The sequence below is a fragment of the Pseudomonas sp. KCJK9016 genome (assembly GCF_046231795.1).
In the GTDB taxonomy this organism is placed as follows: domain Bacteria; phylum Pseudomonadota; class Gammaproteobacteria; order Pseudomonadales; family Pseudomonadaceae; genus Aquipseudomonas; species Aquipseudomonas bananamidigenes.
On the sequence record NZ_JBJJMM010000034.1, the window covers coordinates 19,760 to 44,062 of the forward strand.

Below are 24,303 nucleotides of genomic sequence, written 5' to 3' on the forward strand. Positions count from 1 at the left end.
TCAGAGAGCCCCAAGCAGTTCAGAGGCGGCCATGGCACAGCTTCTGCCGGCGGTGGTCGCGGCGCGGCCATGCAGTTCGAACCAGTCGGCGGACAGACCGCAGCCGCAGCTGGCGCCTGGGTGCAGGGTGGCGAGATCGCTCATGACCACCGCGTGGGCGGGGCTTGAGGAAATGTAGGGCGAGACGAAACTCAGCAAGCCCTGGTGACCGTAAGACAACACCGTGAAGTCGGATGGATGGCGCACGAAGACCTTCGAATAGACCGGAACATGGAAATGATGGTGAGCACACTCGAGATACGGCACCGGGTGTTCGACCGCACCGTAACCGTCGCGGCAGCGGGACGGCTCGATGCCTAACTGCTCATGGATTCGCTCGTACAGTTGCTGTCGAGGGATTTCTTGTGCCGCATGGGTCTTCCATCCACCGCCAAACAGTGCCATTGAGCCCTCGGCCAGCTGCAGGTCGGGCACTCCCGTGGCTCGCATGCGTTGCAGGGTCTGCCAGAGAAAGGCAGGGAAGCCGAAGATCCGCACCGGCAAGCCTTCTTCGGCGAAGGATTGCAAGGCCGTGATCACGCCAAAACCGTCGAACTCATGACTGCCACCCGTGCGGCGCAGTGCATGGACCACGCGATTGACGGGCGCGAACCGGCAAAGAAACTGATCGGTGAAAGAGGTTCCCAGGCGCAGGCTTGCCTCGGGCTCGTAGCTCAGGAGCAAGTAATTGCACGGCGCCTGCGGGTTGTCCCAGCCATAGTGGTGGAAAATCCGTTCGACCATGAATTGGGCGGCCTCAAGACTGCGCTTGTCATAGCGCATGCGGCTTTTCTGGCCGCTGGTGCCTGACGACGTCAGCTCCAGTGCATCTGTACCGGTCGGGCTGAGCAGTTGTTGCTGTTTGAAGAAACTGGCGAAGATAGGGGGCAGTTGCGACCAGTCGTCGAGGCTGTCCAGGTCCGCCGCGGTGAGGCCGTTGGCGTTCAACCAATGTTCGTAGCCGGGTGTGTGTTCACAATGGAACCGGCTGATTTCGGCCATGGCCTGGTCGAATAACGCCGTAGGCACGGCCCCCGAACAATAGGGTCGCGTCAACGCACAGAGCGCGTCGCTGTGAGGGAAATGGAACATCGGATGTCCTTATGGCTGGTTCGAGGAAAAGGTTTGCGGCTTTGAAGCCCGAAGAAACCGGTACAGGAATGGCAGGCTCAGCAGACCGCCGAGTGCCGCCCACAAGGCGAAGGATTCAAGGCGGGAGCCTCCGCCGATCGCGGCGATGATCGAGCCGCCGGCGCCCATCACGGCAATCGAGATCATGCCGATCGCCGCGGACACCAGGCCTTTGCTGTCATCGCTGGAAAACAGTGCCAGCCGATAAAGCGCGGCATTGCTGATGCCCAGACCCACGGCGTACAGCACCAGACCGCTGATCAACAGGCCGAGTGAGGCGCCGGTCAGTGCGCCGGCCAGCAGGATCAGCAGCCCCAGGCAGAACGGCCAGAGCGCCAGGCGAATCAATTGCGGCAGCTCGCGCAATGCCAGCAAACGGTCAAGGATCAGATTGCCGACGATGACCGCCGCGAATATCGGGATCTGCCACAAGGCGTACTCTCGGGTCGACAGGCCCAGCAACTGGATCAACAACACGGGTGAGAGGCCGATCCAGACGATCAGTGGCAGACCCATGAGCCCGAGCGCGAGGCTTGCACCGAGAAAGTTCCGGTTGCGCAACAGGGCCGCGTACCGAAGACGAGTCTGGCGCCAGGACAGTGGAATCGCAGCCTGCCTGCCGCCATCGCGACGAACGATCCCGACGGTTTCGGGCATGCAGGCATAGAGCCCGAACCACGCGATCGCGGCGGTCAGACCCAGACCCAGAAACAGTTCGCGCCAGCTCAGCCATTCCAGTAGCAGACTGCCGAGTAACGGGCCGAGCAAGGGGGACAGCAATGCGATGTTGCCAAGCAGCGCCATGAGCCGCACGGCATCCGCCTCACAAAACACTTCCTGAAGTGCGGGGTAGCTGACGGCCACCACGAATCCCAGGCCCATGCCTTGCAGCAGCCTCAATGCGTTGAAGATTTCGATACCGGGTGTGGCGACCGCTGCTGCGCAGGTGACGCCGAAGAGGGCGCAGCCGCTTAACAGCAGCTTGCGACGGCCGAATCGGTCGGACAGAGGCCCGATCAGCCATTGCAGGCAGACGCCTCCGATCAGATACAGATTGAATGCGTTGGGGATATGGCGCGGATGGGCTCCAAGATCTTCGGTGACGGCAAGCATGGCCGGCATGACCATGTCGCTGGCCATGTAGGTCAGCCATTCGAACAGCGAGATGGCAAGGCAGAAGCCTGATGTTTTCAGTGGCGAGATGTGAATGAGTGTTCGTTGCATGCGCGCTGATAGCCTTCAGTTGGGAAGGCGAAGGCTAGGAGCGAGCGGGGCGTATTCCTACGGTATTGATGTGACCGGTTGTGTTGAGAATCTGCCTAATGTTGCGAAGTCCTGTTCTCCTACAGTCAGTAGCGAAACGTCCGGCACATAATGTTATGAAGAAAATAGAAAATGCCCACATTCTCGTGGGCATTTTTCATGGGCATTCAATCAGATGTTGCACTTGAAACGAGCATTGTCGGTGTTCTTCAAGTGTCGGATTTACCGATGCTGGTAATAACCAGGGCCGGCGCCGTAGTAGCGATGATCGCCATGCCAGCCGCCGTGGGGGATAATGATGCAGCCGCTCAGTGTGAGCAGTGCCAGAACTGGAATCAGCCAGGTGATTCGACGCAGCATTTCAAAAGTCCTCATGGTTAACGCCGTAAGGAGTCAAAACTCTTCATCGGCTGTAACATGTGACCTCGTTTACGGCGGCGCATCCCCGCGAATGGGTATGCGCATGGCATCAACGCCGATACAAACCCGATACATTTCCAGGTTTCAGGAACCCGCAATGACCCAGTCGCAACGTTTGAAATATTCGATTCTGATCGCCGTCGCCGTGCTGGCGATCATGCTCGGCCTGTCCTGGCTGCAGAACGCCGGGATGCTCAGCGAAAAAATGTTCCAGTACATCGCCATGGGGGTGGCGGTGGTCGTGGTGGTGATCAACGGCGTGATGCGCCGCAAGGTCAAACCCTGACGGCGCTCAAGAAGGGATTCAGTGGCTATTGAGGACAGCGGCGGCCTGTGGATGCAGGCTGTAGCTCTTGTCGGCGTTGAAGGTGATGACACCTTCGGCGCACAGGCGCTTCAACACTTCGCGCACACTGAGAAACGACAGCGGAATGCCCAGCTCCAGCAATTGGCTGTGAACACCGCGTACGCCAAGGCTACGGTCGCTCTCGGCGGCGATCAGCAGGGCGTCAATGACTTTCAGGCGAATCAGACTGGTGCGCAGGCCGAAGCTCTTGAGCAGCAGGCGAATACGTTCATTGCCGTGGCGTTCGGTGCGTTGTCCGAATACGCCGGCGTGCGAACCCATGGAAGCTCCTTGATGTGCCTGGCTACCGTCCGATGGTAGTTGCGGGTTGTACATGGGATTACTCCTTTTCAGAGCCTGATCAGGAAGGATTTCTGGTGCTCTCTTTAAACAAGACGTATCAGCCCGACAAATCATGAAGCGAAAAATGTAGAAAATTTGTCGTTGATTCGTCTTTTTCCCGTGATCAGGGCCTGAATCGCCCGGGTATTCCCCTAAATTTTTTTTCATCGGTTTCGTTTTTCGATCAGGCTCATTGCGCGTGGACGCAAGGGTGTTTTCCGGAGCGGATCCGCTGCAATCTCAAACGGTTCGGTACGACGTGGATCCGCTCCTCGGCATTTCGATCAGGAGCGAGCGTGATTATTTCCAGGCGGTTAACCGGGCTGACCCTTGCCGGCATGTTTCTCGGGCTGAGTCTGTCGGCGCATGCCTTCAGCCCTTCCACTCAGGCCGAGGCCGACATCCGTCGTACGCAGTTCGGCGTCCCGCACATCCGTGCGCAGAGCGAACGCGGTCTCGGGTTCGGTATCGGATACGCCTATGCGCAGGACAATCTGTGCCTGCTGGCCAGCGAGATCGTGACAGTCAACGGTGAGCGTTCACGTTATTTCGGACCCGAGCAGCTCACGGTCGAAGAGCGCGAGAATCGCGTCAGTGATGTGTTCTTCCAGTGGCTCAACACCCCGCAGGCGGTCAGTACGTTCTGGCAGGCGCAGCCGGTCGAGGTGCGTGACCGGCTGCAAGGTTATGCTGCCGGCTACAACCGCTACCTGGCCGAGCGTCGCCAGCAGGGGCTGCCACAGCAGTGTCAGGGGGAGTGGGTGCGGGATATCGTCGCCGAAGACCTGGTGAAGCTGACGCGCCGGTTGCTGGTCGAGGGCGGCGTCGGCCAGTTCGCCGAGGCGTTGGCGGGGGCCACGCCACCTCAGGCCAGCGCTCGGGTCGAACAGGATGCCCGAGCCTATCAGTTGGCGGCCACTCGTCTGCAACGCTTTGCACTGGACCGCGGCAGCAACGCGGTGGCAGTGGGCAGCGAACGTTCCTTCAACGGCCGCGGCATGTTGCTGGCAAACCCGCACTTTCCGTGGGTCGGCGGCATGCGTTTCTACCAGATGCACCTGACCATTCCGGGCAAGCTGGATGTGATGGGCGCTGCGTTGCCTGGCCTGCCGATGATCAACATCGGTTTCAACCAGCATCTGGCCTGGACCCATACCGTCGACGCGTCCAGACATTTCACCCTGTATCGCCTGCAACTCGATCCGAAGGATCCGACCCGCTACCTGCTGGACGGAAAATCCCTGCCATTGAACAAACAGACCGTCACCGTTCAGGCCAGACAGGCGGATGGCCAGATCGTGCCGGTGACTCGGGACATCTACAGCTCGCAGTTCGGTCCGATCGTGCAATGGCCCGGCAAGCTGGACTGGGACAACCAGTACGCCTACAGCCTGCGCGACGCCAATCTCGACAACGACCGTGTGCTGACGCAGTGGTACGCCATGAACCATGCGGCCAGCCTCAAGCAATTGCAGGACTCGGTACACCGGATTCAGGGCATCCCATGGGTCAATACGCTGGCTGTGGATGACAAGGGGCAGACGCTGTACATGAACTTGTCGGTGGTGCCGAACGTCAGCGTCGACAAGCTGGCCAAATGCAGCGATCCACGCATGGGGCTGCAGATGATCGTGCTCGATGGCTCCAACAGTGACTGCGCCTGGGATACCGATCCGAAAGCGGCACAGCAGGGCATTTTCGCTTCCAGCCAGTTGCCGCAACTGTTGCGCAAGGATTTCGTCCAGCACTCCAACGATTCGGCCTGGCTGGTCAACCCCGCACAACCGCTGACCGGATTTTCGCCGTTGATCAGCCAGCAGGATCAGCCACTGGGTCTGCGTTCGCGCTTTGCACTGGATCGCCTGGCAAGCCTGAGCAAAAGGGGGACGGTCTCGGTTCAGGATCTGCAACACATGGTGATGGACGATCAGGTGTACCTGGCCAGCCAGGTACTGCCGGACCTGCTGCAGTTCTGTGACAGGTCGGTTGCCGACGAAGCGACATTGAAGCCTGTGTGCGCCAGTCTCAAGGCGTGGGACGGTCGGGCCAACCTGGATTCGGGAATCGGACTGGTGCATTTCCAGATGATCATGCAAGCCCTGCAGGAGTCGCCGGATGTCTGGCGCGTGGCATTCGACCCGAAGGACGCACAACATACCCCACGAGGACTGGCGACTGAAAAGCCCGAAGTGATGAAGGCGCTGCGTGAGGCGATGCTGGCGTCAGCGGAATCGGCCGGCAAGATGGGGCTGACCGCGCAAACCCGTTGGGGCGACGTCCAGGTGGCCAGCAGCGGCGGTCAACAGACGCCGATTCATGGCGGTCCCGGTACGTTGGGAATCTACAACGCGATCCAGAGCGTGCCCCGCGAAGACGGCAAACTGGAAGTGGTCAGCGGCACCAGCTATCTGCAAGTGGTGACGTTCGACGACAACGGGCCGCACGCTCAGGGGCTGCTTGCGTTTTCGCTGTCCAGCGATCCGGCGTCGAAGTACTCGCGGGATCAGACCCAAGCCTTTTCGAAGAAACAGTGGAGCGCATTGCCGTTCACCGAACAGCAGATCAAGGCCGATCCGCAGTACCAGGTGCAGAGTGTCAGTGAAGCACTGGATAAATCGGGGAACGTGGCGGCGCAGTAATCAGTCATCGTCTATTGCAACAACACTGAAGGCCGCTTGCGTAAGGGGGCGGCCTTCAGCTTTTGGGCGGTTGCTGCGGGATCGGATTGATGACCGGGTTGCCGTCCTTGTTTCGGGTGATGAACACCGGCAGGACTTTGGGCATCGAGCCGGCGAAGCTGTTGAGTTCTTTGACGTTGTAGATACCGCCGACCCGGATCGAACCCGTGGCGCTATCGGCCAGCATCAGCGGTTTGTCCAGATAACGGTTGATCAGTGGCAGGGCTTCGTTCAACGCCAGGTTATCGAGAATCAACTTCCCGCTGCGCCAGGCCAGCGAGGTGTCGCTGGCGTAGGTCTGGCTGATTTGCGGCATGTAATCGCCGTGTTTGTAGCGCGCCTGCATCGAAGGCCCCAGACGCAGGCCATCACCGGACAACCGAGTGTTGCTGGTGACCAGCACGGAACCTTCGACCAGGTTGACCTTCACCTGATCTTCATACATCCAGACATTGAAACGGGTGCCGGTGACGCGAATCCTGCCTTCGGCTGCCTTGACGATGAACGGGTGGCTCAGGTCATGGCTGACTTCAAAGAACGCCTCACCCTTTTTCAGGGTGACACGCCGCTCGTCCTTGTAATTGCTGAAGGTCAGTTCGGTGTTGAGGTTCAGCTCGACCTGACTGCCATCGCCCAGGGTGACATGGCGAACGTTGTCGGCGGCCGCAAAATGCTGATAGCTGTCGGGCAGCCAGCCCAGGTTCCAGCCGGTCCAGGCTGCCAATGGCAGCGCCAGCGCGCAGACGGACGCCGCTACCGCATATTGGCGCCAGGTCCGGGCCGGCCGGCGGGTCGGTGCTACCACCGCAGGCGCCGGGTGCGGCAAGTGTTCGGCGACTTCCCAGATTTCCAGCATGGCCTCGTACTCGAAGGCATGTAGCGGGTGCGCATCGCGCCATTGCTCGAACGCGAGCCGTTCCTCGGCCGTGCAATCGACGGCATGCAGGCGCATGCACCAGTGCGCGGCGGCATCGGTGATCGCATCGTATTCGGCTTCGGAGAGGGTGTTCTGGGTCATTGACTCGTCCTGATTTGCTGCATTCTAACCTTGACGGGAAGGTGACGAGAACTGCGGTCATGGCTATTTCCCATCAATGGCGGCATTTTTCACCCGATACCTGCAAAATCAGGACGCACGGGAACCGCGATCGTGAATGTTTACGTTCAAGGGGACTGGACCGGATCCAGCTGGCGGCCAATTTCGCAGATCAGACGGGCGATGGAATCGGCATTGCGCAGAATGACGTCAATCCGTGCGTCGGGCGATTGCTGATCGAGAAAGGCGTTGCGAGCCTCCTGGATGGTCTGGCTTTTCGTCAGTTTGAGAACCTCGGCACTGATGAGCTGGAACTCCGGAATGTTGTCGATGCTGACCCAGGACTTGAGTGTCGTGTTCCATTCCGCGAACAACTGCGCCCTCGGAGTGCTCAATGACAATGCGGAATTCTGATCGAACTCGAGCTCCTGAAACAGTAACGCTCCGCGAGCCGTGATGGTCGAAATCAGGTCGCTGAACGGCTCCCGTGCTCTCAACGAGGCAATATCCAGCGCTTTGCTGAACTGGTGGGCAAATTCATGAATCAGTGTCGAGGCCTGTGCATGGCCATCGACATCGAACGGCTCCAGCAAATAGGTTTTGAAATGATCCAGCTGCTGGTCGAAGAAGTGCTCAGTGAAATGCACCTGTTTTTTTTTGTCGCCGTCCAGCACGAACGCAATGACATCGGGCAGGAACCGGTTTGATCCAACAACGAAGCGATCGGTGTCCAGCAGTTCATCGGTCGGGTCCACCAGTGCCTGGCAGATCGGCAGGATCGTGGTGTTGATCTTGACCAGCATTGCAGTGGTGATGCGGGGCACATCAAAAAAGGTCTCTAGGAAGCGGGTTACACGGGGATTGTCGGTTCCGCTGCTGAGTGGTGTGAGGTTATGCAGGCAATAGAACGCATAGCGTCGTGCGAGATCGATGGCGTTCACCAGCACCCGGGCCTTGTCCGGGTACTTCTGGCGGATTTCATCCATGCCGCGAGCCTCGATGTTCAATATGGTTCGACGTACTCGGGAGATGGTGTTGCGCTCGGCCAGCTTCCTGAAAGCCTGGCCGTAGTGAACGGTCTGCCAGGTCGGCACCTGAACCATCGCCAGGCCGCTTTTTTGAAAGAATGGGCCGTGTTTTCCGATGCTTGCCAGTTGCCAGGCCGAATCACGTTTTTTGATCTCGTAGACCTTGCCATTGATGGCTGTGTAATCGCGATTGGAGTCTGGTTGCCGGTAAGTACCGTTTACCGAGCCATATACGAGATCCTTTAGCGCAACGTCAGTGGCTTCCGATGATTGCATCCGGGTTCGCATCGGCGAGGTCGGCTCGATTTCACTGATGTCGGAGTTCGAGTATTCCTGTTCGACTGCGGTGTCTGCGCCCGAGATCTCCGGCAGCAGAGCCATATGGATCATCTGCACGCCACCGTCGATAAAGGACTGCAAAGCCCGTTTCCAGTGATGGTTCTGCAAGGCTTCGGCCGAGTCTTTGAATCCTTCATAGGCGCGCCATAGAAAGGGTACAAAGGCCAGTTTGCCCTGCAGGGTGGTCGACACCTGCCTGATGCCTTGGCTGAACAGGGTCTTGGCGGTTTCCCAATCGGACTGTGCTTCGCGTTCGGTCTGCGATTCAAGCTGTCGTTGCAATAGCTTGAGGTTGTCTTCGTACAAGTGTTCCAGCAGGTTGCCTTCGATGGGACGGCTGGCCAGGGTCATTTCGCTGATCTCGTCTGCGGTAGCTGCCAGCAGACTGCGGAAGACCGCCTGCCTTCCGGCAGGCAAGCGCCGAATCAACAGGTTCTGCAGAGGTCCCGGCGTATTCAGTGCTGCGATCAACGCCTTTTCGTCCCTGAACTCGTGGAACACGTGTTCGGAGTAGGGTGCGTAGAGCACCAGCGGTCCCTCGTGCCTCTGACCCGGACAAAAGACGTAAAGGCCTGATGCGGTCTCTGCCGTTGCGCCGGGTGTCTTGACCAGTGCCAGCGGGCTGACGACGACATGTACACCGGGCACGGTGGCTCGTGCATAGCCATCGGGCATATCCAGTCCCTGACTGATTTGCTCATAAGCCTTCGTGGACAGACGTTGCTGTAGTTTCAATGCATGGGCGTGCTGCATCAGTTGCCAGGGAATCTGCCGGAAAAAACGCCTTTTGCGTTCACGGTTTTCAATTGTGTTCGTCGATAGTGCCGCAGCCACTTTTCGACCATAGCTATCCGGGATCTCCAGTGACAGCAACAATTGATCGACGGTTGCGCGGTCCAGTCCGGCAGGCAAGGGGCTGGAGGTTTTCGATGCAACCCTGTACCCCGTGCCCTGGAGTACATTGACGTGATTCAGGGCAAAATCCACCAGGTTGCAAGGCGGGCCGGCCAACGCCAGATCGGGAATGATCTCGATCTGGCGGGGATCGAGTTGGCTGTCTGGAAAACGAAGACTCAGAGAAGTTTTCAATGCTTGCTCGACATGCTCGGCCAGCGGTGTCACGCCAGTCAGGTAGTCCTGATCGTCGATGACGCTCTGATTCCACCGTTCAAGCAGTTCGACGTGCCGTTTCTGGTCGTTGACCGGGGCCATGCTCAGCCAGGCAGGATAAGTCTGTTGGTTCTCGATGGCCCTGGCATACTCGCATGCCAGGCGCAGGTTGGTCTGGAGCGGTATCTTGAGCAGTCCTGATAGTGCCTTCTCACGGCGTATCACTTCAGTCATACGCTGACGCACCTGTTCACAAGCTGCCAGATAGTGCTCGATGCTCGATTGCATGCGCTCGTGCAGCACGTTGCGAAGGATGACGCGAAACCGTCCGAGGGTGTAGCGCTGATGGGGCAGGTACTGATCGGGAACGATATTTTCCAGCAGCGACAGACATTGAACATTGTCGCGCAAGCGTCGGTCCAGTGCCTGACGGGCGATGGCAATGTTTTCGAAAACCTCCAGTCCCAGCGCGGGCATCCATAACACAGTGCGCCCGGAGTGCCGGGCGTCGAGCCCTCCACGCTCGGTCATGAGTACGCAATGGGCCAGGGGCCATACTGTCCTGCCGTCGGGAGAGTCAAGAGTGAGGGTATAGGCGTCGGGTCGGAAACCGTTGAGGCTGCGGCGTTCCAGACGGCTCGGCCGATCGGCATCGATGACGGTTTCGACGAGCACCCGGGCCCAGTCGGGCAGACTGCCGCTCGATGCCCTGAGCCTGGCTTCACCGTTTATGCCGACAAACCAGGCGTGGGCCAGGTCCGCTTTCATGTTTTCGAGCCATTCGCGCTGGGTGTCGCGGGTCGTAATGGGCTGTCTGTGGAGATTCTCCCGAAGCGGGAGGTCGACGGCCTGGAAGGTCTTGATGGCCGCGCGGGCCTTGTCGGCCAGAACGATTGAAGGCTGCTGGTTGCCGGACCAGGCCGGTTGTGTACTCCAGCGTCCTTGTGCATCAAGTTGTTGCAGTTGCTCGTGAATCATCGAGCGGACATCCAGGCTCTTGTCGAACAACGCGTGGAGGTTCACCGCTCCGTCGCTGAGGCGAAACACCTGCAGGGCGTATTCGATGTTCTGTCGCTGCTTGGTGATGATCGATTCGCTGAGGAACCGGAAGACATTGCCGGCTACCCGCTCTCCCGAAACCCGGGGCTGATCGAAACCCAGAAAGCGGTTGCGCTCCTCCAGGCCCAGGAGCCCATAGAGCTCGTCTTCGTGACCTTCGGCGAGGAATTTTTCCTGCAGGGTGGCTTTCAGGTCCTGATAATCCTTGAGCTGTTGAAGACCCTGAGAGGGCGTGTAAAGAAACGAGCCGGCACCGCTGATCATCAGCGATCCGGCCAGCTCCACATAATTGGCCGGGTTTTCCCAGAGGCGTACGGTCTCGGCGATGGGGGCGGGGGGGCCCTCGGCAGCGGGGTGAATCAACTTAAGCAACGTGCAGAACTGGTTGGCATCGAGTATTCCCGCCTCGCGCTTGAGCAGCCAGTCGACGCGGGCCTGGTCTTCCAGGACCCGGGCGAGCAATGTGCGACGGGTCAATCCCGGGGCCGCCGCACCGTTCCAGTAATGCTCCAGTTGGCGGAACAGCAGGGCCGGCAACATGCCCGATGCCTGGGTGACGGCATTTCTCCACTGCGCCTGATCGTGCATGTCCGGTGTCCTGTCGGGGTGGGAAAAATCGGGCAGGCGAACACCCGGCCAGCGTTGGTGGCGATAATGCATCAACACCGCTTCGCTCAGACTTATGGAGGCCGCTACGGTGGCATCCCCGGAGGAGAGTTGATGGCTTTCACCGTCGCGGGCCGCATGAATGCGGACACGGGTGCGACGTTGTTGCAGTGTTCCGAAGTGAGGTTTGAGCAGTTCATCCAGGGCGCTGTCCAGCCATTGCGTCAGGCTCGGCAGCTTCTTGAGTTCGTCCAGCATGGTCTGGGCATTGAGTAATGGCCCTTGCCTGAGGGTTTCGTCGCGTTCCTCGAATACATCCTCTTCAATGATCGAGAACGTCACCGAAATACGCTCGGCATCCTGCAGGCTGCGTTGTTGGGTCAAGGGTAGAAATGCCAGCAAGGTGTCCTGATCGTCGGTTGTTCTGAGGCGCGATTCGAGCTGAGTCTTAAGATCCGTCCGGCTGTGATATTTGCGGATGCCTTCGTACGGGGTATAGAGGATCTGGCCCTTGTCATAAGGCGTGTCACTCAAAACAAATGCACCCGGCAGTGGAACGGGATTCTGACTGTCGGCATTGAGCAGAACACGTTCGGCCGACATGGGCGGCCTTTGCTGGCGCCGCAGGGTGTCGGACGCCAGCCTGACATGGGCCAGCCATCTGAAATCCTTTTCTTCGAGGCCGTGGGTTTTGCCCAGTTCGGGCCAGCGGCCCGGGGCGTCGAGTGCTTCGGGAAACAGTAATACAGAAGTGGGGATGGGCATCGTCAAGCCTCGTCAGTGTGCGTCCGCACGTGAGTAGTGAGGCTCGAGACTGGGGGACGTGAGGAATGCAAGGGTGGTATATGAATATCGCGCAGGGTTGACAGGCCACCGGCAGCCCGTGGTTAATCCGGATGCGTCAGTTCGTACGCTGTTGTTCCCTCCAATAATTATTCTGGAGCTTCAGATGTCTGCGCCACACGATCATGCGGTCTCGTCCACGGTCTCTCTGGACGAGCTGACTCAACTGCTGGAAAAAATCTTCATCCGTCACGGCACCTCGCACGATGTCGCCAGAACCCTGGCGCACAACTGCGCCAACGCTGAGCGCGACGGCGCTCACAGCCACGGTGTTTTCCGGATTCCGGGTTATGTTTCGACCCTCGACAGCGGCTGGGTCAACGGCCAGGCCGTGCCGAAGGTCGAGGACGTCGCATCGGGTTTCGTCAGTGTCGATGCCGGCAACGGTTTCGCCCAGCCTGCGCTGGCGGCGGCGCGTGCGCTGCTGGTGGAAAAGGCCCGCCGGGCCGGGATCGCGATATTGGCGATCCGCAATTCCCATCACTTTGCCGCGCTGTGGCCGGACGTCGAGCCTTTCGCCGACGAAGGCCTGGTGGCGCTGAGCGTGGTCAACAGCATGACCTGTGTCGTGCCCCACGGTGCTGACCGCCCGTTGTTCGGCACCAACCCGATCGCCTTTGCCGCGCCGCGTGTCGACGGTGCGCCGATCGTGTTCGATCTGGCCACCAGTGCGATCGCTCACGGAGATGTACAGATTGCCGCGCGCAAGGGCGAGAAGCTGCCGGCGGGCATGGGTGTGGACAGCCTCGGTCAGCCGACCTGCGATCCGAAAGCAATTCTCGAGGGCGGGGCATTGCTCCCCTTTGGCGGGCACAAAGGTTCGGCACTGTCGATGATGGTGGAGCTATTGGCCGCCGCGCTGACCGGCGGCAACTTCTCGTTCGAATTCGACTGGAAGAACCATCCAGGGGCCAAAACCCCGTGGACCGGTCAGCTGCTGATTGTGATCGACCCGAGCAAGACCGCCGGGCAGAGCTTCGCCGAGCGCAGTCAGGAACTGGTCAGGCAGATGCACGGGGCAGGGCTCAAGCGCTTGCCGGGTGATCGCCGGCATTTGCAGCGGGCCAGATCACTGGCTGAAGGGATCGTGCTGGACGAGCCGACCCTGAAGCAGTTACGGGAACTGGCGGGCGAATGACGTTTGTCCGGACATGAAAAAGGCGAGCCCGACGGGCTCGCCTTTTTTGTTTCGGTCAGCGGCGACCGAGCAACAAACCCACCACCAGACCAAATCCGGCCGAGATGGCCACGGTTTGCCACGGGTGGCCGCCGATGTAGCTTTCGGTGGCGTCCACCGCCGGCTTGGTGCGGTCGCGCACGCTGGAGACCGAATCAAGCGCCTGCTGCAACTTCAAGGCGATTTGGCCGCGCAGGGTCTCGGCTTCCTCGCCGACCAGTGAAGCACTGCTTTTGAGCAGCTTGTCCGACTCTTCGATCAAAGCCTGAAGTTCGCTGAACGCTTGATCCTTGATTTGGTCTTCAGCGGCTTGAACGGCGCTTTTGCGGGCCATTGGGTGACTCCTTGCAAGTGAATGGACAGTGTTAAATGGAGTATGGCGCCGCTTGAAAAGTTGCAGTGAATTTCTCTCGCAAAGAAAAACCAGCGCCGGAGATTTCCGTCCAGAGTGTAAGATATCGCCATTTCATGCAGCAGGTAATTCCCCATGAGTTTCAATCTGGCCAACAAATCCCTCGCAGAGCGCGCGGCGGTGGAAGACGAGAAATCCCGACTGTTCGAACTCTGGCAGAACAATCTGGGCAAAGCCAAGGGCGAAGCCGCACGATTGTTCGGCGAGCGCTCCAAGCGCAAGGGCAAATGGGCCGAGTTCGTGCGCGCCGAGCTGGACGGTATGTCGCCGCCGGAGTTCGCCAACATGGTGCGCAGTGAAGTCAACCGGCTGATGGCGGCCAACAAGTAATCATTCGGTCTTGAAACTGGCGACAATCGCTTCGCGAACCTTCAGCACCACCGGATCGATCTGGGTATTGGTGCGCCAGCCCAGTTCGACCGGATAACGCGGCAAGGCCAGCGGGCAGGGCAGCAGGGCCAGCCCGCTCAGTGACGCAATGGCCTGCGCCGCATGGGTCGGGATGGTCGCCACAGCAGTACTGCCCTTGAGCAGATGCGGCAACGCCGCGAAATGCGTGGTCGAGGCGCACACCCGACGACTCAGCCCCAACGCCGCCAGCCCTTCATCGGTAATCCCGATAAAACCTCCGGACGACACCAGAATGTGCTCCCGGGCGACGAATTCCTCCAGGCCGATCTGCCGCTGATCGGGCGCAAGGCTCGCCGGATCCACCAGACACGCATAGCCGCCTTCACCCAGTACCTGACGACTGAGCAGTCGCTCGGCGAACCCGCCGGCGGTGATTGCCAGGTCGATGCTGCGCTCCATCAGCGCACGGGCGACGATCTGGCTGTGGGTCTGGCGGAAGATCAGACGCAGTTTCGGTGCCCGCCGCCCGATCTCTTCGATCAACCGCCGTCCGTAAGCGATTTCGAAATCATCCGACAGCCCCACAGCCACCGAGCGGCCCTCGAACTGGTTGGCGGCCGGGTCGACCATTGCCAGGCTTTGCCGGCATTTGTTCAACGCATCGCTGACCACCGGTTTCAACTGATTGGCCTTGAGGGTTGGCGCCAGCCCTCGGCCGGTGCGCACGAACAATTGATCGCCGTACACCTCGCGCAACCGACGCAAGGCCGCGCTGACCGCCGATTGCGTCACGCCCAGGCGCAACGCTGCGCGGCTGGCGCTGGACTCTTCATGCAAGGCTTCGAAGACTTTCAGCAGGTTCAGATCGACGGTGGCGATATTCATATGGTTCATATCATTCAGCAGTGAGTCGGGCTTTATTCATGATCCCGTGGCGCCGGAGAATGAGCAACACCTGAACCTCACGGAGTGACCACCATGCCCAAATCAATCGTTGCCGCCCTGCAAATCGGTGCCTTGCCCGGTGGCAAGGGAGAAACCCTGGAGCAGATCCTGAGCTGGGAAGACGCCATCCTCGAATCCCGCGCCTCATTGGTGGTGATGCCCGAAGCCTTGCTCGGTGGTTACCCCAAAGGCGAGGGCTTCGGCACACAACTGGGTTATCGCTTGCCCGAAGGGCGCGAGGCCTACGCCCGTTACTTCGCCAACGCCATCGATGTGCCGGGCGTGGAAACCGAAGCGTTGGCCGGGCTGTCGGCGCGCACCGGGGCCAATCTGGTGATCGGTGTGATCGAACGGGCCGGCAGCACCCTGCATTGCACCGCCCTGTATTTCGACCCGCAGGCGGGCCTGGTGGCCAAACACCGCAAACTCATGCCCACCGGCACCGAACGGCTGATCTGGGGCAAGGGCGACGGTTCGACCTTGCCGGTGCTCGACACCCAGGTCGGCAAGCTCGGCGCGGTGATCTGCTGGGAAAACATGATGCCGCTGCTGCGCACGGCGATGTACGCCAAGGGTATCGAGGTCTGGTGTGCGCCGACCGTGGATGAACGCGAGATGTGGCAAGTCAGCATGCGCCACATCGCCCATGAAGGGCGCTGCTTTGTGGTCAGCGCCTGTCAGGTCCAGGCCTCGCCGAATGAACTGGGTGTAGAAATCGCGAACTGGCCGGGGGATCGACCACTGATTGCCGGTGGCAGCGTGATCGTCGGGCCGATGGGCGATGTGCTGGCAGGGCCGTTGCGCGGCGAGGCCGGATTGCTCACCGCCGAGATCGACACCGATGAACTGGTGCGGGCCCGCTATGACTACGACGTGGTCGGCCACTATGCACGGCCGGATGTGTTCGAGTTGAGCGTGGATGAGCGCGCCAAACCTGGTGTCCGCTTCACCGCTTGAGGTGCTGCTGCCACTCCTCACGGGTGATTTCCCAGATTTCCCGTGGGAAGCGACCGCTGACGAAGTCGTCCTCGTCGGTGCGGATCAAACGCATGCCGGTGCGTTCCGAGAGCTTGCGCGAGCCAATATTCGGTGCGGCCTTCGGTACGCGCATCAGTGGCTGGTCGAGGGTTTCGAACCAGTAGCGGGTCACGGCTTCGCTGGCTTCCGTCATCATGCCCTGACCCTGCCAGGCCGGGGCCAGCCAGAATCCACGGTGGTTGTCCGGCTCGTCCATCAGGCTGATGTTGCCGATCAATTGCTCCGGTGCCGACTTGAGACGAATCGTCCAGTGCCACTCTTTACCCGCCGCAATAGCCGGCAGCGCAATGTCACGCAGGTAGGTGAGGGCGCCGTCGTCTGGATAGGGCCAGGGCACCAGGGCATTGAGATAACGCACCACCTCCCAGTGCGCAAACTGCTGCTGAATGGCCGCTGCGTCCGCCAGCTCCAGCGGACGCAGAATCAGCCGTTCGGTGTACAGCGTGGGGGTGCTTTCCATAAACCAGCGCCTTCCATGTTTCTGAGGGTGAGCGGGGCAGGCTACCGCATCTTTACCAGGCCGCGGCACTGGCTCGTGGCAGGCTGAGCTTGCCGCTGTCGACAAAACGCATGGTGCCAAACACCCCGCCCGCCAGTTTGCCGCGCAGCACGTAAGGCAGGTTGTCGAGGGACTGGGTCTGGCTCAGGCCCAGGGTCTGACGCAGCACAGAAAACGCCGAAATGCTCACGGGAACGCTGACGATGGCTTCGGAGAATCGTGGAATGGAGCCGCTCTGATCGCTCACCCCGGAAGCGAACGAATGACCGTTCACGTCCAGATCCAGCGCAATGCCGTTGTAGTCGATGGCGGTTTCGTTGGGGTTCTGCACCCGCAGCTTGATGGCGAAGCGCACTTCCAGATCCTGGCTCGGCAATGGTTCGACGCCGACCACGTTGATGTTCACCGGGTCGCGGTCGGGAAACAGCGCGCAGGCGCTGAGGGAGAGCAGAAGCAAGGAAAGGAAGACGGCTTGGATTCGACGCATTGATGCTCTCTCATTGAAAAGGGGCTGAACCGTTGCCGGTATCAGCCCTTTTTTCATCGAGCGGAAGTCTCAACGGTTCAACTGTGCGACAGCGGCCTTTGGTGCGGGTTCACCCTTGGCCGGGGTCTCGGGGTTTTCCATGACCTGAAGAATAGAGGCTTCCGGATCGAAGTCATCTTCTTCCAGTTCAATGAATTCTTCCGGCAGGAAGAGATTCAGTACGATCGCACACAGCGCACCGACGGTGATCGGCGATTCGAAGATGTTGCGCAGCGCCTGCGGCAGTTCACGCAGCACTTCCGGCACGGCGGCAATGCCCAGGCCCATGCCGACGGAAATCGCCACGATCAGCATGTTGCGCCGGTGCAGGCCGGCCTCGGCGAGGATCTTGATCCCGGCCACGGCCACGGTGCCGAACATCACCAGTTCGGCGCCGCCGAGCACCGGTTTTGGCATCAGTTGCAGCACCGCGCCGATCATCGGGAACAGGCCCAGCAACACCAGCAGACCGGCAATGAAGAACGCCACGTAACGGCTGGCGACGCCGGTGAGCTGAATCACCCCGTTGTTTTGGGCGAACGTCACCATCGGCATGCTGTTGAATACCGCAGCCATTGCGGAATTGAGACCGTCGGCGAGCAGCCCGGACTTGATCCGGCGGATGTACAGCGGGCCCTTGACCGGCTGCCGGGAAATCATCGAGTTGGCGGTCAGGTCACCGGCAGCTTCCAGCGGCGACACCAGGAAAATCACCGCCACCGGTACGAACGCCACCCAGTCGAAGTTGAAACCGTACTTGAACGGCACCGGCACGCTGACCACCGGCACCTGCGGCAGGTTGGCAAAATCCACGGTACCCATCAGCCACGCCACCACGTAACCGAGGGTCAGGCCGATGACGATGGCGCCCAGGCGCAGGAACGGCACGTCGACCCGGTTCAGCACCACGATGGTGGCAAGTACCAGCGCCGCCAGGAACACATGGCTGCCCGCGCCCAGATCCGCTGCGCCGAAGCCGCCGGCAATGTCGGTCATCGCCACCTTGATCAGCGACAGGCCCATCAGGGTGATGATGGTGCCGGTCACCACCGGGGTGATCAGCATACGCAGTTTGCCGATGAACTGGCTCAGCACCACTTCGATGAAGGCGGCAAAGAAGCACACGCCGAAGATCGTCGACAGGATCTCATCGGTGCCGCCGCCACGGGCCTTGACCATGAAACCGGCGCTGAGGATCACGCTGATGAAGGAAAAACTGGTGCCCTGGAGGCACAACAGCCCCGAGCCGACCGGGCCGAAACGCCTGGCCTGAACGAAAGTACCGAGGCCGGACACGAACAGCGCCATGCTGATCAGGTACGGGATTTCGCTCTGCAGACCGAGGGCACCGCCCATGATCAAGGTCGGGGTGATGATGCCGACGAAGCTGGCCAGTACGTGTTGCAGCGCGGCAAACACCGTCGCGGTGAAGTGCGGACGGTCGTTGAGACCGTAGATCAAGTCATTGTTGCGCGGGGCTTTTTCAGAGACGGTCATGGTGGTTTGCGTGCCGCAATGCGGGGCCGGGTCGGAAAATGGGTGCGCAGGATGCCGCAAGCGAGGGGCGAGGGCAACGCATTAAAACTGCCCGGAAGGTCAGGTTCGACCAAAGGCGGACAGCAGATCTTCCTCGAACGCCTTCTGCGCATCTCCCGGCACCTGCGCCCGATGGCGGGCCAGGTGGAACGCCACTTCAAAGCTCAACTCGCCTTCGAGCACCGGGCGCAGCAGGCCTTTGTCCTGCCATTGCCGGGCGTAATGGCTGGGCAGATAACCGAGATGTTTACCCGACAGAATGAAGGCGAGGGTGCCTTCGACCTGTTCCGAACGCGCCGAGCAGACCTTGCCTTGAAACGGCTCGTCACTGCGCAGAAACCGATAGGGATGATCGACCTGGTCGCAGGCCTGCAACGCTGCGTCATCAGGCGCCTCGTCGATGAACAGCGGATGTCCGGGGGCGCAATACAGATGCTGGGTTTCGCTGAACAGTTCACGGTAATCGAAGGCGCGTTGCACCTGGGAGAAGTAACCGATGGCCAGATCCAGCCGCTGTTGCAGCAGCAGACGTTCCATTTCACCGGGCATGGCGCTGATCAGCTCGATGCGCACCGATTCGTCCCGTTCGCGAAAGCGCCGGATCGCCTCGGCGACCCGTTGCAGCACCGATTGATCGACGGCTTCGGACAGTCCCAGGCGCACTTCGCCGATCAGGCGCCCGGCAACGCCATTGGATTGATGGCGGAAGGTTTCGATGGAATCGAACAGGCTGCGCGCGGCAATCAGCAGCTGTTCGCCTTTGGGGGTGAGACTGAAACCGCCCTTGCCACGGTTGCACACCCGATAGCCTAGACGGGTCTCAAGCCTGGCCATTTGCTGGCTGATGCTCGATTGGCTCAGGCCCAATTCACCCTGAGCGGCGCTGAAGCCATTGGACTCGACCACCCCGAGAAACAGGCGCAGCAGCTGCAAATCGACATCGTGGAGCTGACCGAGCATTACATTACTCCGGCATAAAGTCAGGTTAACAAACTTGATATTTTTGCAATGTAATGGACGGTGCATCCTGCCACCACTTCCTTCGGTCAGGTGCTCGTCATGGCTCCCTTGTTCAAGCTGTGTTTCCCCGCGTTGTTGCTTACCGTCTCCATCGCCGCTCAGGCCGAAGACAAGACCCTCAACCTCTACAGCTGGGCCGATTACGTGGCGCCTGAAACCTTGCAGCGCTTTGAGAAGGAAACCGGCATTCACGTGCGCTACGACACGTTCGACACCTCGGAGGTGCTGGAAACCAAGTTGCTCACCGGCGGCAGCGGCTACGACGTGGTGGTGCCTTCGTCCAGCGTGCTGGCCCGTGGCTTGGCCGCCGGCGCCTTGAAGGAAATCCCTCACGACGGACTCAAGGGCTACGCCAATCTCGACCCGGATTTGTTGGAAAAACTGGCAGCCGTCGATCCGGGCAATCGCTACGGTGTGCCTTACACCTGGGGCACGCTCGGCCTGGGCATGAACGTCGAGGCGGTCAAGCAGCGGCTGCCGGACGCGCCGCTCAACAGCCTCGACCTGCTGTTCAAACCCGAGTACGCCAGCAAGCTCAAGGATTGCGGGATCGCCATTCTCGATTCACCGCAGGAAGTGATCGGCCTGGCGCTGCACTACCTCGGCAAGGATCCCTACTCCACCGACAAGAGCGATCTGGCCGCCGCCGAAGCCTTGTTGCAGACGTTGCAGCCTTCTGTTCTGTACGTTGCCACCGGCCGGCAGATCAACGATCTGGCCAACGGCAGCATCTGTCTGGCGCTGACCTACAACGGTGACGCGAGCATGGCCGCCGATCAGGCCCGCAAGGCCAACAAGCCGTTTGAGGTGGCTTACCGGATTCCCAAGGAAGGCACGCTGGTATGGCAGGACAACCTCGCGATCCCCAAAGATGCGCCGCACCCCGAAGCTGCGCGTACTTTCATCGAGTTCATGTTGCGCCCCGAATCCGTGGCGGCGCTGACCAACACACTGTTCTTCGCCACTGCCAACCAGGCCGCCACGCCGCTGGTGGACGAAGCGGTGCGTAACGATCCGGACATTTACCCGAAACCCGAAGTGCGAGAGCGGCTGTACGCCGACCGCAGCATGAGCCTCAAGGACATGCGTCAGCGCACACGCCTGTGGACCACTTTCCGTAGCCATCAATAACACTGGAAAAACCAAGGAGCACACCGATGGACGTGCCAATGCAGAACGATCAGGCTCTGACCCGAGACAGCCTTTACGGCACCGCTGCCGAAAGCACTTACGCCGGGATCACCAGTTTCATGCGCCGGCGCTACAGCCGCGACTTGCGGGGTGTGGACGTGACGGTCAGCGGTGTGCCGTTCGACACTGCCACCAGCAACCGTCCGGGCGCCCGGTTCGGGCCTCGGGGGATTCGCGCGGCGTCCACCGGGATCGCCTGGGAGCGGCACTGGCCATGGGCGTTCGACCCGTTCGATCATCTGGCGGTGATCGATTACGGCGACTGCGATTTCGATTACGGCTCGCCACATACCATCCCGGAAAGCATCGAAGCCCACGCCGAGCACATCCTCGGCTCAGGCAGCGCCATGCTGACCTTCGGCGGCGACCACTTCATCAGCTACCCGCTGCTCAAGGCCCATGCGCGCAAGCACGGCACACTGTCGCTGATCCACTTCGACGCCCACAGCGACACCTGGCCGGACGAGGGCGGCAAGCGGGTCGATCACGGCACCATGTTCTGGCACGCGGCGCGGGAGAGGCTGGTGGATCCGGCGCGTTCGGTGCAGATAGGTTTGCGCACCACCAATGACGATCATCAGGGTTTCCAGGTACTGGATGCGCGGCAGGTGCATCGCCGCGGTTGTGAGGCAATTGTCGAGGCGATTCGTGCGCGGGTCGGCGACAACCCGGTGTACCTGACGTTCGACATCGATTGTCTCGATCCGGCCTTTGCCCCCGGCACCGGCACACCGGTCTGCGGTGGCTTGAGCACCGTGCAGGCGCTGGAAATTCTCGGCGGTCTGCGCGGCATCAATCTGGTGGGCATGGACGTGGTGGAAGTGGCTCCGGCCTATGACCATGCGGACGTGACGTCGCTGGCGGCGGCGACGCTGGCCATGGAAATGCTCTGCCTCTACGCGGCCCGTCACAAAGTTGATAGATAGGCCAGCCACAGCACAACCCTGTGGGAGCGAGCCTGCTCGCGAAGACGTCAGACCAGCTGACTCATCGTTGCCTGATACACCGCTTTCGCGAGCAGGCTCGCTCTCAAGTTGATCCTGACAATTTCTGACACCAGGCTCTGCTAAGCTCCGGCAAATTTCTGTCCAGAGCCCGCATCGTGTCGCGAACCACACGTTTACTGACCTTGCTGCAAGTGCTGCGCGGCAAGAAGCGCCCGGTCACCGCCGCAACACTGGCGTGCGAGCTGGAAATCTCCGAGCGTACCCTTTATCGCGACATCGCCGAGCTGACGGCGCTCGGCGCGCCGATCCATGGCGAGGCGGGCATCGGTTACGTGTTGCGCAACGGCCTGTTTCTGCCGCCGCTGATGCTCAACGCCGACGAAACCGAAGCCATCGTTCTCGGCCTGCGCTACGTCGATCAGCGCGGCGACGAGGTCCTGAGCAAAGCCGCGGCGGACGCGCTGGCGAAAATTGCGGCGGTACTCGATCCCCAGGCCCAGGAAGCCTTGCGCAACCCGACGGTCATGCCCGGGCCATCCGGTTACGGCTTTCCGCAAAACGTGGTGCCGCTGAATATGTTTCGTCAGGCGATCCGCGACCAGGCCAAGCTGCACATCGATTACGCCGATGCGCAGCAGGTGCCGAGCCAGCGCCTGATCTGGCCCCTGGCGCTTGGCTTTCTCAACGAGGTGCGGATCATTGTGGCGTGGTGTGAATTGCGCGGTGCGTATCGCACGTTTCGCACCGACCGGATTTCCGCTGTCAGCCTGCAGGGCGAGCGGTATCCGGGGCGTCGCAGCGACCTGCTGCGCACCTGGCAGCGGCAGATGGAACTGGATGAAAGCGGGCGTTTCACTCCTGACAAAAACTGACGCAGGGCTGTTCTAGGATGGCGACAGAACCGAAAACAAGGAGTTGCACTCATGTTCCATCCCACCTCGATACTCGCCCCGGCCATCGTCGAGTACATCAACGCCGCCAATGCTCGCGATACGTCCCGGGTCGGCAGTTTTTTTGCCGAGGATGCCCATGTGTTTGATGAAGGCCATCATCAGGTCGGCCCGCAGGCCATCGCCGACTGGATGCAAGACACTGCCAGACGCTATCAGCCTCGGGTCGAGGTATTGGGCGTCCAGCAGCGTACCGGCAAGGTGTTGGTTCAAGGGTTGATTTCCGGTTCGTTTCCCGGCAGTCCGCTGGAACTGCGGTACACCTTTCGCCTCAATGAACAGGGCAAAATCGCACGGCTGGATATTTCCGCGTAGCCATCGTGGCATACTGCCGCGCATGACTTTCGACTCTCCATTAAGCGCTTGGCAACACGCCGTCGAGCACCGGGGCTTCATTCAGGATGAAGCCCAGGAACACGCGGTCTGGGCGCTGCAAAAATGCCATGAAGCCCTGCACGCCGGTGCCCGTTCGGTCACCGGCGTTTATCTGTGGGGCCCGGTCGGGCGCGGCAAGACCTGGCTGATGGACCAATTCCATCAAAGCCTGCGCGTGCCGGCCCGGCGTCAGCACTTTCATCATTTCATGGGCTGGGTTCATCAGCGCTCGTTTCAACTGACCGGCATCGCCGATCCTCTGCGGGCATTGGCCCGGGAGCTGGCGGCTGAAGTGCGGGTGCTGTGCTTCGATGAGCTGTTCGTCAACGACATTGGCGACGCGATCATCCTCGGCCGCTTGTTCCAGGTGATGTTCGATGAAGGCATGGTGGTGGTCTGCACCTCCAACCTGCCACCGGATCAGTTGTATGCCGACGGATTCAACCGCGACCGCTTCCTGCCGGCGATCACCGCGATCAAGCAGCATATGCAGGTGGTTGCGGTGAACGGTGCCGAGGATCATCGCCTGCATCCGGGGGCGATCGAGCAGCGCTACTGGGTGGCGGTGCCTGAAGAGGATTGCGCACTGTCGAAGGTGTTCGATGCATTGGCGACCGGGCAGCGCGTCAGTACCGAACCGGTGCCGGTCGGCTATCGGGCCTTGAATGTCGTGAAGGCCGGCGAGTCGGTGCTGTGGTGCCGTTATGCCGACCTGTGCGAGCAACCCTTCGCGGCGATGGACTTCATCACGCTGTGCGATACCTACCGGGCTATCCTGTTGAGCGAGGTACCGAACCTGAGTGCGAAACAGCGCGAAGGGCGGATTGCCCGTGGCACCGAGGATGGTGCGCAACGCGTGGCGGCGGGTGATCGGGAGCTGCCGCAACTGTCGGTGCACGATGACGGTGTGCGGCGCTTCATCGCCCTGGTCGACGAGTGCTACGACCGCAAGGTGCCGTTGTATATCGAGGCGCAGGTGCCAATGGAGGCGCTGTATACCGAAGGGTATCTGGAGTTCCCGTTCCGCCGGACCCTCAGCCGTTTGCAGGAGATGCAGCTGCAACGCTTCGTCGAGACCTGATGTACGGAGGGCGTC

General features: G+C 60.6%; 22 protein-coding genes. 10 read left to right on the forward strand and 12 right to left on the reverse strand.

All coding sequences use genetic code 11. The annotated features are described in order from the left end of the window. From ACK6BI_RS24860 to ACK6BI_RS24870, 3 genes are all read right to left on the reverse strand, one after another. A complete protein-coding gene (locus ACK6BI_RS24860) occupies positions 1-1,131 on the reverse strand; it encodes an acyl-protein synthase (protein ID WP_409319156.1) in 1,131 nt (376 codons plus the stop codon). 9 nt (positions 1,132-1,140) lie between these two features. Further along, positions 1,141-2,394, reverse strand: coding sequence for an MFS transporter (locus ACK6BI_RS24865; RefSeq protein WP_409319157.1), 1,254 nt, complete (start codon positions 2,392-2,394; stop codon positions 1,141-1,143). Between the two features lie 261 nt (positions 2,395-2,655). After that, on the reverse strand, positions 2,656-2,793 hold the full coding sequence (locus tag ACK6BI_RS24870) for a hypothetical protein (protein WP_176704417.1): 138 nt from the start codon (positions 2,791-2,793) through the stop codon (positions 2,656-2,658). Positions 2,794-2,950: 157 nt separating this feature from the next. Here ACK6BI_RS24870 and ACK6BI_RS24875 point away from each other — a divergent pair, with 157 nt between their 5' ends. Continuing rightward, a complete protein-coding gene (locus ACK6BI_RS24875; RefSeq protein WP_065257985.1) occupies positions 2,951-3,139 on the forward strand; it encodes a hypothetical protein in 189 nt (62 codons plus the stop codon). Positions 3,140-3,157: 18 nt separating this feature from the next. On the opposite strand, the gene ACK6BI_RS24880 is transcribed toward ACK6BI_RS24875, so the two are convergent. Continuing rightward, positions 3,158-3,535 carry a fe2+ zn2+ uptake regulation protein gene (locus ACK6BI_RS24880; RefSeq protein WP_260523402.1) on the reverse strand — a complete coding sequence of 126 codons (378 nt, stop codon included), beginning with the start codon at positions 3,533-3,535 and terminating at the stop codon, positions 3,158-3,160. 302 nt (positions 3,536-3,837) lie between these two features. On the opposite strand from ACK6BI_RS24880, the gene ACK6BI_RS24885 reads away from it, so the two are divergent. Next, complete coding sequence (locus ACK6BI_RS24885; RefSeq protein WP_409319158.1) at positions 3,838-6,180, forward strand: acylase; 2,343 nt, start codon at positions 3,838-3,840, stop codon at positions 6,178-6,180. A 55-nt stretch (positions 6,181-6,235) separates the two neighbouring features. Here ACK6BI_RS24885 and ACK6BI_RS24890 read toward each other — a convergent pair whose 3' ends face one another. Continuing rightward, positions 6,236-7,237, reverse strand: a complete 1,002-nt coding sequence (locus tag ACK6BI_RS24890) for a FecR family protein (RefSeq protein WP_409319159.1) — start codon at positions 7,235-7,237, stop codon at positions 6,236-6,238. Between the two features lie 146 nt (positions 7,238-7,383). Further along, positions 7,384-12,162 carry a dermonecrotic toxin domain-containing protein gene (locus ACK6BI_RS24895; RefSeq protein ID WP_409319160.1) on the reverse strand — a complete coding sequence of 1,593 codons (4,779 nt, stop codon included), beginning with the start codon at positions 12,160-12,162 and terminating at the stop codon, positions 7,384-7,386. 184 nt (positions 12,163-12,346) lie between these two features. Here ACK6BI_RS24895 and ACK6BI_RS24900 point away from each other — a divergent pair, with 184 nt between their 5' ends. Then, on the forward strand, positions 12,347-13,378 hold the full coding sequence (locus ACK6BI_RS24900; protein WP_409319161.1) for an Ldh family oxidoreductase: 1,032 nt from the start codon (positions 12,347-12,349) through the stop codon (positions 13,376-13,378). Positions 13,379-13,433: 55 nt separating this feature from the next. On the opposite strand, the gene ACK6BI_RS24905 is transcribed toward ACK6BI_RS24900, so the two are convergent. Further along, positions 13,434-13,751, reverse strand: a complete 318-nt coding sequence (locus ACK6BI_RS24905; protein ID WP_016982860.1) for a YqjD family protein — start codon at positions 13,749-13,751, stop codon at positions 13,434-13,436. Positions 13,752-13,904: 153 nt separating this feature from the next. Between ACK6BI_RS24905 and ACK6BI_RS24910 the strand changes: the two genes are divergently transcribed. Next, the gene (locus ACK6BI_RS24910; protein ID WP_065257978.1) at positions 13,905-14,159 is read left to right on the forward strand and encodes a hypothetical protein; all 255 of its coding nucleotides are present in this window, start codon (positions 13,905-13,907) and stop codon (positions 14,157-14,159) included. Here the strand turns inward: ACK6BI_RS24910 and ACK6BI_RS24915 are convergent, their stop codons facing one another. Then, complete coding sequence (locus ACK6BI_RS24915; protein WP_409319162.1) at positions 14,160-15,074, reverse strand: LysR substrate-binding domain-containing protein; 915 nt, start codon at positions 15,072-15,074, stop codon at positions 14,160-14,162. It lies immediately after the preceding gene. Between the two features lie 84 nt (positions 15,075-15,158). Between ACK6BI_RS24915 and ACK6BI_RS24920 the strand changes: the two genes are divergently transcribed. Next, a complete protein-coding gene (locus ACK6BI_RS24920) occupies positions 15,159-16,082 on the forward strand; it encodes a carbon-nitrogen hydrolase family protein (RefSeq protein ID WP_260523409.1) in 924 nt (307 codons plus the stop codon). On the opposite strand, the gene ACK6BI_RS24925 is transcribed toward ACK6BI_RS24920, so the two are convergent. The 4 genes from ACK6BI_RS24925 to ACK6BI_RS24940 form a co-directional block, all read right to left on the reverse strand. Continuing rightward, complete coding sequence (locus ACK6BI_RS24925) at positions 16,072-16,623, reverse strand: GNAT family N-acetyltransferase (RefSeq protein WP_409319163.1); 552 nt, start codon at positions 16,621-16,623, stop codon at positions 16,072-16,074. The two genes, ACK6BI_RS24920 and ACK6BI_RS24925, sit on opposite strands and share 11 nt — an antisense overlap. A gap of 52 nt (positions 16,624-16,675) precedes the next feature. Beyond that, positions 16,676-17,149: an LEA type 2 family protein gene (locus tag ACK6BI_RS24930; RefSeq protein ID WP_409319164.1), complete on the reverse strand. Its 474-nt coding sequence runs from the start codon at positions 17,147-17,149 to the stop codon at positions 16,676-16,678. 69 nt (positions 17,150-17,218) lie between these two features. Beyond that, positions 17,219-18,685 carry a nucleobase:cation symporter-2 family protein gene (locus tag ACK6BI_RS24935; protein ID WP_409319165.1) on the reverse strand — a complete coding sequence of 489 codons (1,467 nt, stop codon included), beginning with the start codon at positions 18,683-18,685 and terminating at the stop codon, positions 17,219-17,221. 99 nt (positions 18,686-18,784) lie between these two features. Then, positions 18,785-19,684, reverse strand: coding sequence for a LysR family transcriptional regulator (locus ACK6BI_RS24940; RefSeq protein ID WP_409319166.1), 900 nt, complete (start codon positions 19,682-19,684; stop codon positions 18,785-18,787). Between the two features lie 99 nt (positions 19,685-19,783). Between ACK6BI_RS24940 and ACK6BI_RS24945 the strand changes: the two genes are divergently transcribed. The 5 genes from ACK6BI_RS24945 to zapE all read left to right on the forward strand — a co-directional run bounded on the left by ACK6BI_RS24945 (position 19,784) and on the right by zapE (position 24,288). Beyond that, positions 19,784-20,875, forward strand: a complete 1,092-nt coding sequence (locus ACK6BI_RS24945; RefSeq protein WP_409319167.1) for a polyamine ABC transporter substrate-binding protein — start codon at positions 19,784-19,786, stop codon at positions 20,873-20,875. 26 nt (positions 20,876-20,901) lie between these two features. After that, positions 20,902-21,861 carry an agmatinase gene (gene speB / locus ACK6BI_RS24950; RefSeq protein ID WP_409319168.1) on the forward strand — a complete coding sequence of 320 codons (960 nt, stop codon included), beginning with the start codon at positions 20,902-20,904 and terminating at the stop codon, positions 21,859-21,861. A 176-nt stretch (positions 21,862-22,037) separates the two neighbouring features. Next, entirely contained in the window at positions 22,038-22,754 is a 717-nt protein-coding gene (locus ACK6BI_RS24955; RefSeq protein WP_409319169.1) for a helix-turn-helix transcriptional regulator, read from the forward strand. A gap of 51 nt (positions 22,755-22,805) precedes the next feature. Next, positions 22,806-23,147: a nuclear transport factor 2 family protein gene (locus ACK6BI_RS24960; RefSeq protein WP_065257968.1), complete on the forward strand. Its 342-nt coding sequence runs from the start codon at positions 22,806-22,808 to the stop codon at positions 23,145-23,147. Between the two features lie 22 nt (positions 23,148-23,169). Beyond that, complete coding sequence (zapE, locus tag ACK6BI_RS24965) at positions 23,170-24,288, forward strand: cell division protein ZapE (RefSeq protein ID WP_409319170.1); 1,119 nt, start codon at positions 23,170-23,172, stop codon at positions 24,286-24,288. The last annotated feature ends 15 nt before the right edge of the window (positions 24,289-24,303 follow it).

Coding starts and splice junctions, on each gene's coding strand:
- ACK6BI_RS24925 (WP_409319163.1), bottom strand. CDS start 16,623: ATGGAAAGCACCCCCACGCTGTACACCGAACGGCTGATTCTGCGTCCG.
- ACK6BI_RS24890 (WP_409319159.1), bottom strand. CDS start 7,237: ATGACCCAGAACACCCTCTCCGAAGCCGAATACGATGCGATCACCGAT.
- ACK6BI_RS24895 (WP_409319160.1), bottom strand. CDS start 12,162: ATGCCCATCCCCACTTCTGTATTACTGTTTCCCGAAGCACTCGACGCC.
- ACK6BI_RS24920 (WP_260523409.1), top strand. CDS start 15,159: ATGCCCAAATCAATCGTTGCCGCCCTGCAAATCGGTGCCTTGCCCGGT.
- ACK6BI_RS24960 (WP_065257968.1), top strand. CDS start 22,806: ATGTTCCATCCCACCTCGATACTCGCCCCGGCCATCGTCGAGTACATC.
- ACK6BI_RS24910 (WP_065257978.1), top strand. CDS start 13,905: ATGAGTTTCAATCTGGCCAACAAATCCCTCGCAGAGCGCGCGGCGGTG.
- ACK6BI_RS24880 (WP_260523402.1), bottom strand. CDS start 3,535: ATGTACAACCCGCAACTACCATCGGACGGTAGCCAGGCACATCAAGGA.
- ACK6BI_RS24870 (WP_176704417.1), bottom strand. CDS start 2,793: ATGCTGCGTCGAATCACCTGGCTGATTCCAGTTCTGGCACTGCTCACA.
- ACK6BI_RS24930 (WP_409319164.1), bottom strand. CDS start 17,149: ATGCGTCGAATCCAAGCCGTCTTCCTTTCCTTGCTTCTGCTCTCCCTC.
- ACK6BI_RS24860 (WP_409319156.1), bottom strand. CDS start 1,131: ATGTTCCATTTCCCTCACAGCGACGCGCTCTGTGCGTTGACGCGACCC.
- ACK6BI_RS24865 (WP_409319157.1), bottom strand. CDS start 2,394: ATGCAACGAACACTCATTCACATCTCGCCACTGAAAACATCAGGCTTC.
- ACK6BI_RS24935 (WP_409319165.1), bottom strand. CDS start 18,685: ATGACCGTCTCTGAAAAAGCCCCGCGCAACAATGACTTGATCTACGGT.
- ACK6BI_RS24945 (WP_409319167.1), top strand. CDS start 19,784: ATGGCTCCCTTGTTCAAGCTGTGTTTCCCCGCGTTGTTGCTTACCGTC.
- ACK6BI_RS24900 (WP_409319161.1), top strand. CDS start 12,347: ATGTCTGCGCCACACGATCATGCGGTCTCGTCCACGGTCTCTCTGGAC.
- speB (WP_409319168.1), top strand. CDS start 20,902: ATGGACGTGCCAATGCAGAACGATCAGGCTCTGACCCGAGACAGCCTT.
- ACK6BI_RS24875 (WP_065257985.1), top strand. CDS start 2,951: ATGACCCAGTCGCAACGTTTGAAATATTCGATTCTGATCGCCGTCGCC.
- ACK6BI_RS24940 (WP_409319166.1), bottom strand. CDS start 19,684: ATGCTCGGTCAGCTCCACGATGTCGATTTGCAGCTGCTGCGCCTGTTT.
- ACK6BI_RS24905 (WP_016982860.1), bottom strand. CDS start 13,751: ATGGCCCGCAAAAGCGCCGTTCAAGCCGCTGAAGACCAAATCAAGGAT.
- ACK6BI_RS24915 (WP_409319162.1), bottom strand. CDS start 15,074: ATGAACCATATGAATATCGCCACCGTCGATCTGAACCTGCTGAAAGTC.
- zapE (WP_409319170.1), top strand. CDS start 23,170: ATGACTTTCGACTCTCCATTAAGCGCTTGGCAACACGCCGTCGAGCAC.